This window comes from Helicobacter sp., assembly GCF_022511165.1.
GTDB lineage: Bacteria > Campylobacterota > Campylobacteria > Campylobacterales > Helicobacteraceae > Helicobacter_C.
On record NZ_JAFLSB010000056.1, the window covers coordinates 1 to 8490 of the forward strand.

The following is an 8490-nucleotide window of genomic DNA, read 5'->3' on the forward strand; positions in this document are numbered from 1 at the left end:
GCTAATCCCAACATTCAGCGTTTTTAATGCCAAGTTTTGATGCGCTAAACTTAGGGTTAAGTCCTGCTTTTCTTTGGCTATTAAAATCATCAAGCACCTTAAGCACGATTTTGCCCAAAAGAAGCAAGGCGATAATATTTGTCGTTGCCATAAATGCCATAGTTAAATCTGCTAGATTCCAAGCAAGGCTAAGATTAATTTGAGTGCCGATAAATATCATTGCCACCGCACTTACCCTAAAAGCATTCATAGCAGTTTTTGATGAGCTTAAATACTTCATATTTGCTTGTGCGTAATAATAATTTCCTATCAAAGAAGTGATAGCAAAAAGCACAATCGCCAAAGTAATAAAATGAAGCCCAAAAGAACCATAATACTCACTCATCGCTTCTTGCACCAAAGGCATAGCTGTAAGTAAAGGCTTTCCATTCTCGCCAACATTAAAATAACTATTAGAAAAAAGCACCAAAAACCCCGAACTTGTGCAAATAATTACATCAATAAAAACAGAAAAAGTTTGCACTATGCCTTGTTTAGCAGGGTGAGAGGTAAAGGCTGATGCTGCGGCATTAGGTGCAGAGCCCATTCCTGCTTCATTAGAAAAAAGTCCTCTTTTGATACCTATAACCAAAACTGAACCCGCAAAGCCTCCAAAAATCGCTTTAAAATCAAAAGCACTCTCAAAAATCACCTTAAAAACAAGAGGCAATTTTTCAAAATTCATCACAACTGCAATGAAGGCTAGAATAATATAAGCTATAGCCATAAAAGGAACAATGATTGAGCTTATTTTGCCGATTTTTGTATGATGAGAGAAAAACATCCACGCTCCAAACACACTCAAAATCACTCCAATTACCACAGGATAAGAGCTTTGGTTATAAGGCAAAGTAGAATCGAGGCTAAACATTTTATAATACACTTCAAAAGCGGAAGTAAGAGTGTAGCTTTGAAGCCCATTGAATCCATACGCATAAGTGATGATAAGAATAAAAGCAAAAAATACAGCAAGCTTATCAAAACCTAGGGCTTTTTTGATGTAAAAAGCAGGACCTCCTTTAAACCCGCCTCCATCTTTTGACTTATACACTTGAGCGAGAGTGCTTTCTGCAAAGGCTGAAGCTCCACCAAAAAAAGCCATTACCCACATCCAAAATAAAGCTCCTGCCCCACCTGAAGCCAAAGCAAATGAAATCCCTGCGATATTGCCTATGCCAACCCTTGAGGCAGTCGAAACCATCAACGCTTGAAAGGGCGAGAGTTGTTCTTTGCTTAATTTTGTTTTTTCTTTAAAAATCGCAAAACTTAAAAATAGCATTTTAAATTGCACAAAACGGGTGAGAAAACTATAATAAAAACCGCAAATGATAAGCAAGATAATCATTATAGTATCTGTATAAGGCACAATATCATTGGCGATAAAATTTGAAATCGTATCCATTAACTCTAAAATATTCATATTTACTCCTTATAAGATTTTTAACAAAGAGTATAAATAATCAAAAAATAAAAATCCTTAAAGTTATGATGTTTCTCTTTTTAATTGTAAAAAATACCAAGGGAGTGTTACAAAAAAACCTTAATCTTGGCTAAGAATGTTTTTCAACACTGATTTAAAAATAAGAGTTTCTAAGCACCTATTTTTACTTCACAAATCCTCACTTTTCTAAGCAAGCAATGTTTGAGGAAATGCGTTTAAGCGGTGGTAGGGGGAGATTAAGGGAGTGGATATGCTCTAAGATTGCCTTATGGAATCCCTCTAAATGCTGATTAATACCATAATACGCCCACACGCCTTGCCTTTTAACCTCCAAAAATCCCGCGTCTTTGAGGATTTTGAGATGACGCGAGAGGCGAGATTGAATCATATCAAGCGAAGCTTCTAAATCGCACACGCACAGCATTTTTTCACTTTGCAAATGCTGCAGTAAAAAAGCAAGAATCTTCAAACGACTTTCATCATTAAGGGCACTTGTGATTTTTAAAAAGCTCTCTAAATCCTGCATTGCTATCCTTATTGTCTTTAAGGCTTAGATACTTTAAGCATTTTTGCCATTATAACATTCTGGGGCTGATTTTCTTTTATACTTTAGCCACGAGGCAAGGGCAATCATTACTGGCACTTCAATAAGCACCCCCACTACACTCACAAAAGATTGCGGTGAGCTAATCCCAAAAGACACAATCGCAATCGCAAGGCTTAATTCAAAATTATTCCCGCACGCACTAAAGCTTGTCGCCACCCTTTTGGCATAGTTAAATGCCTTGCTTATATAAAAAGAAAGAAAAAACATTATCACAAAATACGCAATAAGTGGCACACTCACAAGCAAAGTATCAAAAGGTAGTCTAATCAAACTCTCGCCCTTGTAAGAAAACATCACAATAATCACATACAGCAAGGCAACAAGGCTTAGGGGGCTGATGGTGGGCAAAAAGGTATTTTCATAGAATCCTAAGCCTTTAGCTTTCACTATAAGCACTCGGCTTAAAAGCCCTAGCACAAAGGGAATCCCCAAGTAAATCCCCACATTTTTAGCAATGCTTGCTATGCTAATGCTATAAGATTGTAGAGAGATTCCTAGCTGTGAGGGCAAAAACACCATAAAAACATAGGCATAGAGACTAAAAAAGAGGATTTGAAAGAGGCTGTTTAGAGCCACCAAACCTAGCGCGTAGTTTCTATCGCCCAAAGCTAAGTCTGTCCAAACAAGCACCATAGCGATACATCGAGCTAAGCCTATCAAAATCACCCCCTGCATATACTCGGCACTAAAAGGCGGAAACAAGACATAGCATAAAAAAGCAAGAGCAAACATCAGCACAGGACCCACGAGCCAATTAAGAACTAAAGAAATGCCTAGAAGTTTTTTGTTTTCAAAGGCTTCAAAAACCCTTGAATAATCTGCTTTTGCTAGAGGCGGATAAAGCATTATGATTAAGCCTAGTGCCAATGCAAAATTGATATTATGATATTCTAAAGCCTCCCAAAATGCAAGGATTTGAGGGGCAAATATCCCAAGACTTAAGCCCACAACTGCACTTACAAATATCCATAGCGGTAAAAATCTATCAAGAATCTTCATTACACTTCCTTAGAAAAAGATAAGGGCAACATAGCCAAAAAGAATAGCAATGCCTAGAATTTGAGCGACAAAAATAAACAGAAGCTTAGGCTTAAAGAGGGATTTAAGTAAAATCACTTCAGGCAGAGAGCAACCCCCACCGGCAATAAGCATACTCATCACAATGCCTAAAGGCAAACCCGCATTTATAAGCTCTATACCAATGGGAATAAGGCTCTCTACCCTCATATAGAGAAAAATGCTTATCAAACTTGCCAAAGGCACAGCCCATAAGTCAAAATCCTTGAGGGATTCTAAACTACCTTGTGGGACAAAGCCGTGCAAAAATGCACCTATCCCCATACCCACGATAAGATAGGGCAGAATCTTTGTGTAGTCTTTAAGGCTTTGCTCCCAATAGGGTTTTAGCAGATTTATTTTGGATTGTGAGGTATTGTGTGCAATAGGGCTTTGGTAGGCTTGAAAGTTAGTTTGATGTGGGGGTGTGGCACTTTGGCAACACGCTTTTGTGCTACTCAAAGCTTTCATATTGCTTTGGCAGCAGCTTTTGGGTGCATTAAAAGAAGCGGCAGAGAAGGGAGCGGTAGAAAGGGGAGAATTTGCTTTTATAAAATGTGGCTTTGGGGGAGGATTTTGCAAAAAGATTTGTGGGTGGTTTTGTGCGGAGGTATGATTGGAATCTAAAATGCTCGTTTCAAGGAGGGATTCTTCTTTAAAGTATGTAAGGACAAAAGAGCAGACAAATACGCTCAACACGATAAATACACTATATAGCAAGGTAATCTTTGCCCCAAAATAAACAAAGAGCATTGTGAGCAAAATAGGATTAATTAAAGGTGAGGTTAAAAGATAGGAAAAACTCACACTTAGGGGGATTTTGCTACGCAAAAGGGAGAGAAAAAAAGGAATGGTAGAGCAAGAGCAAAAAGGTGTCAATGCCCCTAACATAATCGCCTTCAAATAGCTAAAAAGCGATTTTTGAGAAAGCTCCTTTTGAATGAGATTTGCAAATCTTTGATTGATAAAGGCAACAAGCATAGAAATACCCAAAAATAAAAAAGAAAGCTCAAAAAAGTAGAACACAAAGGTTGAAAGGGTGCTAAGCATTAGCTCGGGGAGAGAATCTAGGGTAATTTTGGGCATTATAATCCTTTGTATGAAATATTTGGGAAAAGATTATAGCATTAATATATCAATATATATTGATATATTAATTTAAAACATTATTACTATAAATTTTAAAAATTTATAGTGCTTCAAATTTCATACTTAAATACCTTGACAGAGACTAGGTATCAGGCTTTATAATTATGCTATATCAAATTGGAAGGAGTATGTGTGAAAAAAGATAAAGGCTCTGCGTCTAGGCAATGTTTGCTTACGCAGCATTGCTTATCTCGGCGAGGCTTTATAAAGCTTTCTTTGCAAAGCCTTTTTTTGGGTGCTTTTGCATTAGAGGAGCTAAAAGGCAGTGATGCAGCAGAGACAAGAGGTACGCTCGCATAATCCTATAAGCCCACACAGATACATCAGCTAAAAAAAGGAGCAAATATGAAGATTCTTATCATCGGTGCAAATGGAAGCGTGGCAAAATGGGTGATTGAAGCATTTTTACAAAAAAGTGATGTGTCTTTGCGGCTTTATCTAAGAAATGCAAAGAGGTTAAAGCATTTGCAAAGTGAGAGGGTTGAGCTTTTTGAGGGCGATGTTTTGGATAAAACGCGTTTAAAAGAAGCGATGAATGGCGTAGATGTGGTGTATGCAAATTTAAGCGGTGAGCTTGTAAAAATGGCGGAGGTGATTATCCAAAGTATGAGTGAGCTGAAACTAAAAAGGCTTATTTGGATAAGCTCAATGGGGATTTATGATGAAGTGCCAACTCAAAGCTATAAGAGCATTTTAAATCCTTATAGGGATTCTGCCTTGCTCATTGAAAAAACAAATTTAGATTATACTATTATTCGCCCGGCGTGGTTTAGCAATGCCGATGAGATAGACTATGAATTAACCAAAAAAGGCGAGAGTTTTAAAAATGCTGATAAACAAATTTCACGCAAAAGCATTGCGGATTTGGTCGTGCGTTTAGCTCTAACAAAAGACTTTGGCATAAGAGAGAGTTTAGGTATCAATAAGCCTTAGTTTAATTTGATTTTTTATGAAATGTTGCAAAATTTCATTAAGGAGTTTATATGAAAGAGAGAAGAGAGTTTTTAAAAGATAGTCTAAAAAGTGCTGTGTTGTTAGGCTTGGCTTTAAATAGCACAAGTTTGTTTGCTACTCAAAATTCAAAAGGGGTTAAAATGCCAAAAAGAATGCTTGGAAAAGATTTTAGTGTATCAAGTCTTGGTTTTGGTTGTATGGGGCTTAATTATCATCGTTCCAAAAATCTTTCAAAAAAAGAGGCTCTCAAAATCCTTCAAAGTGCTATTGAAGCGGGAATCACACTTTTTGATACCGCTCAAGTGTATGGACCAAATAGTAATGAAATTCTCATAGGAGAGCTACTTAAACCTTACAACAAAGACATTTTTATCACCACAAAATTTGGTTTTGGCAAAGATATGAGTGTGCTTGATTCTTCACCAAAACGCATTAAAGAAGTCGTTGAACAAAGCCTTAAAAGACTGCATTTAGAGCAAATTCCTCTGCTTTATCAACACCGCTTTGACCCAAAAACACCCATAGAAGAAGTCGCTAATGCTGTTAAAGAGCTGATTAAAGAGGGTAAGGTCGCAAGATTTGGCTTGTGTGAGCTTAGTGCAAAAACCATACAAAAGGCTCATCAAATTTGCCCTGTTACAGCGGTGCAAAGCGAGTATCACTTAATGTGGCGTGGGGTGGAGCAAGAGATTTTGCCTACTTTAGAGAAGTTAAATATCGGTTTTGTAGCGTATTCTCCGCTTAATCGTGGCTATTTGAGTGGAGCCTTGAATAAAAATTCGAAATTTAATGCGAGCAATGACAATCGTGCAGGATTTCCACGATTTCAACCCGAGGCTTTGGAGGCAAATTATAAAATTATCGAGCTTTTGAAAGACTTTGGTAAGGGTAAAAATCCTCACTCAAAAGATGGCAATGCTACACCTGCACAAATTGCGATTGCTTATCTCCTTGCTAAAAAACCTTTCATTGTCCCACTTTTTGGCACGACTAATTTAGCTCATCTTAATGAAAATATCAATGCTTTAAATGTCAAACTCACGCAAAAGGATTTAAAAGAACTTGATAAAAGACTTGATAAAATCGAAATTGTAGGCGATAGATACCCGCCTGAACAAGCTCAAAGAGTAGGGCAATGATATGGCTTATAACCGCAGAGGATTTCTCAAAACTCTTGCTTTAACAAGTTTGGCTTTGGGGGCAAGTAACCATTTGCTCGCAGCAGATAAAACAGAGCATACCAAGCTAAAAGGAGCAGATAATGCAAAAAATTTAGACAAAATAAAGGAAAAGCAAATGAGAGTTTTAGGCAATAGTGGCATTAAAGTTTCGCCTTTGGGACTTGGTTGTATGAGTATGACTTATGCTTTAGGACCTGCGAGCGATAAAAAAGATATGGTAAAGCTCATTCATCAGGCTGTGGATTTGGGTGTGAATTTCTTTGATACAGCTGAAGTGTATGGACCTTTTAGCAGTGAAGAATATGTGGGAGAGGCTTTCAAAAAAAGCTCTTTGAGGCAAAAAGTAGTGATTGCTACAAAATTTGGAGTGCATTACAGACGGGTGAATGGAATAAACAAGCAAGTAATGGATTCGCAGCCCAATGAAATCCGCCGCTCTATTGATGGAAGCTTGTATCGCCTCAAAACTGATTATATTGATTTATATTATCAACATAGAATTGACCCCAATGTGCCTATTGAGGAGGTTGCAGGTGTAATTGAAAGTCTCATCAAAGAGGGTAAAATCAGGGCGTGGGGACTTAGTGAAGCAGGAGTGCAAAGCATAAAAAAAGCCCATAAAATCGTCCCTTTAAGTGCTGTTCAAAGCGAGTATTCTTTATGGTGGAGAGAGCCAGAAAAATCGCTTTTTAGTCTTTTAAAGGAACTTAATATCGCTCTTGTGCCTTTTAGCCCAATGGGTAAGGGTTATCTTACAGGTTCGCTTACAAAGAATAGCACATTTCAAAAAGGTGATTTACGCCCTCAATTTCCACGATTTAGCAAAGAAAACCTCGAGAAAAATCGCAAATTGATTGATTTTATACAAAGCGTTGCACAAAGCAAAAAAATCAATGGAAAAAGTGCAACAAACGCACAAATTGCTTTAGCGTGGCTTTTGGCACAGGGTGATTTTATTATCCCAATTCCCGGCACAACTAAACTTGCTCATTTGAAAGAGAATTTAGACTCTTTGCAAATTCATTTTGGTAGCCAAGAATTGCAGGAATTTAATGCTAAGCTCGATAAAATCGAAATTTCAGGCGATAGATATCCCGCAGGTTCAGATATGGCAAAACGCGTAGGCAAATAAAATAAAAAATCCACCAAAAAAGGAGCAAAATGCAACAAAGACGCAAATTTCTCAAAACCCTTGCTTTAACAAGTTTAGTTTTAAGCACAAGCAGCAATCTGCTTTTAGCAGATGAGCTAAAAAAATTTAAAAATCAACAAAAAGGAGATAAAATGAATGAAAGTCAAGTATGGTATATCACGGGCGCAAGCGGAGGTTTGGGACTTGCCTTGGCAAAGTATCTTTTGCAAAAAGGCGATAAAGTCGCAGCAACCTCAAGGAAGCTAAGTAGCATAGAGAAAAAGCTTGGCAAAGAAAGTGAGAATTTCTTACCTTTGGAGCTGACTTTTGATACAAGTAAAGGTGGTATTGCCAAGAAATCTCAAGCGAATTTGGACGCGATTTTTAAAAAATGGGGCAGACTTGATAATCTTGTCAATAACGCAGGATATGGACTTTTGGGCTTTGTTGAGGAAGTGAGTGAAAAGCAGCTAAGAGAGCAGTTTGAAGTCAATGTTTTTGCCCCTTATATCATCACGCAAAATGCCCTTAAAATTATGCGTCCGCAGGCTCTCAAAGAGGGAGGAGATAAGCAGCATTTTAAAGCTAGAATCTTTAATCTTAGCTCCATTGGTGGCTTTAGGGCGAGTGATAGTTCAACGCCTTATAGTATGTCTAAATTTGCTTTGAGTGCTTTAAGTGAAGGGCTAAGCCTTGATTTGGAGGATTTTGGAATCGCTGTAATTAACATTATGCCTGCGGGATTTAGAACGCAATTTATAGGGGATTCTAAAAATTTTGGCGATATAAAAATTGCTGATTATGAAGCCAAAAGAAAAGCTTTTGAGGAAAGAATGGCAGCCTATAATGGCAAACAGCCCGGCAATCCTGAAGCATTTGCAAAAATCATTTATGAACTCTCAAGAATGAAAAATCCACCGCTTAATCTTTT

9 protein-coding genes are annotated in these 8490 nt (G+C 37.7%); 5 read left to right on the forward strand and 4 right to left on the reverse strand.

Going from position 1 to position 8490, the window contains the following annotated elements; translation table 11 throughout:
- Nucleotide 1 precedes the first annotated feature (1 nt).
- From J1E28_RS07175 to J1E28_RS07190, 4 genes are all read right to left on the reverse strand, one after another.
- Nucleotides 2-1459: an alanine/glycine:cation symporter family protein gene (locus J1E28_RS07175; protein ID WP_291028243.1), complete on the reverse strand. Its 1458-nt coding sequence runs from the start codon at nt 1457-1459 to the stop codon at nt 2-4.
- Nucleotides 1460-1658: 199 nt separating this feature from the next.
- Nucleotides 1659-2006: a metalloregulator ArsR/SmtB family transcription factor gene (locus J1E28_RS07180; protein ID WP_291028245.1), complete on the reverse strand. Its 348-nt coding sequence runs from the start codon at nt 2004-2006 to the stop codon at nt 1659-1661.
- A 33-nt stretch (nt 2007-2039) separates the two neighbouring features.
- Entirely contained in the window at nt 2040-3086 is a 1047-nt protein-coding gene (gene arsB, locus J1E28_RS07185; protein ID WP_291028247.1) for an ACR3 family arsenite efflux transporter, read from the reverse strand.
- 9 nt (nt 3087-3095) lie between these two features.
- A complete protein-coding gene (locus J1E28_RS07190) occupies nt 3096-4229 on the reverse strand; it encodes a permease (RefSeq protein ID WP_291028249.1) in 1134 nt (377 codons plus the stop codon).
- A 195-nt stretch (nt 4230-4424) separates the two neighbouring features.
- On the opposite strand from J1E28_RS07190, the gene J1E28_RS07195 reads away from it, so the two are divergent.
- The 5 genes from J1E28_RS07195 to J1E28_RS07215 form a co-directional block, all read left to right on the forward strand.
- Nucleotides 4425-4592 carry a hypothetical protein gene (locus J1E28_RS07195; RefSeq protein ID WP_291028251.1) on the forward strand — a complete coding sequence of 56 codons (168 nt, stop codon included), beginning with the start codon at nt 4425-4427 and terminating at the stop codon, nt 4590-4592.
- A 45-nt stretch (nt 4593-4637) separates the two neighbouring features.
- Complete coding sequence (locus J1E28_RS07200; RefSeq protein WP_291028253.1) at nt 4638-5225, forward strand: NAD(P)H-binding protein; 588 nt, start codon at nt 4638-4640, stop codon at nt 5223-5225.
- A gap of 50 nt (nt 5226-5275) precedes the next feature.
- The gene (locus J1E28_RS07205) at nt 5276-6385 is read left to right on the forward strand and encodes an aldo/keto reductase (RefSeq protein WP_291028255.1); all 1110 of its coding nucleotides are present in this window, start codon (nt 5276-5278) and stop codon (nt 6383-6385) included.
- Between the two features lie 157 nt (nt 6386-6542).
- On the forward strand, nt 6543-7559 hold the full coding sequence (locus J1E28_RS07210; RefSeq protein WP_291028259.1) for an aldo/keto reductase: 1017 nt from the start codon (nt 6543-6545) through the stop codon (nt 7557-7559).
- A gap of 29 nt (nt 7560-7588) precedes the next feature.
- Nucleotides 7589-8490: SDR family oxidoreductase (locus J1E28_RS07215; RefSeq protein ID WP_291028257.1), on the forward strand; the 902-nt coding region annotated here is incomplete at its 3' end.

Excerpts from the sequence above, each read along its gene's own strand:
- J1E28_RS07175 (WP_291028243.1), bottom strand. The coding sequence starts at position 1,459 with ATGAATATTTTAGAGTTAATGGATACGATTTCAAATTTTATCGCCAAT.
- J1E28_RS07180 (WP_291028245.1), bottom strand. The coding sequence starts at position 2,006 with ATGCAGGATTTAGAGAGCTTTTTAAAAATCACAAGTGCCCTTAATGAT.
- arsB (WP_291028247.1), bottom strand. The coding sequence starts at position 3,086 with ATGAAGATTCTTGATAGATTTTTACCGCTATGGATATTTGTAAGTGCA.
- J1E28_RS07190 (WP_291028249.1), bottom strand. The coding sequence starts at position 4,229 with ATGCCCAAAATTACCCTAGATTCTCTCCCCGAGCTAATGCTTAGCACC.
- J1E28_RS07200 (WP_291028253.1), top strand. The coding sequence starts at position 4,638 with ATGAAGATTCTTATCATCGGTGCAAATGGAAGCGTGGCAAAATGGGTG.
- J1E28_RS07205 (WP_291028255.1), top strand. The coding sequence starts at position 5,276 with ATGAAAGAGAGAAGAGAGTTTTTAAAAGATAGTCTAAAAAGTGCTGTG.
- J1E28_RS07210 (WP_291028259.1), top strand. The coding sequence starts at position 6,543 with ATGAGAGTTTTAGGCAATAGTGGCATTAAAGTTTCGCCTTTGGGACTT.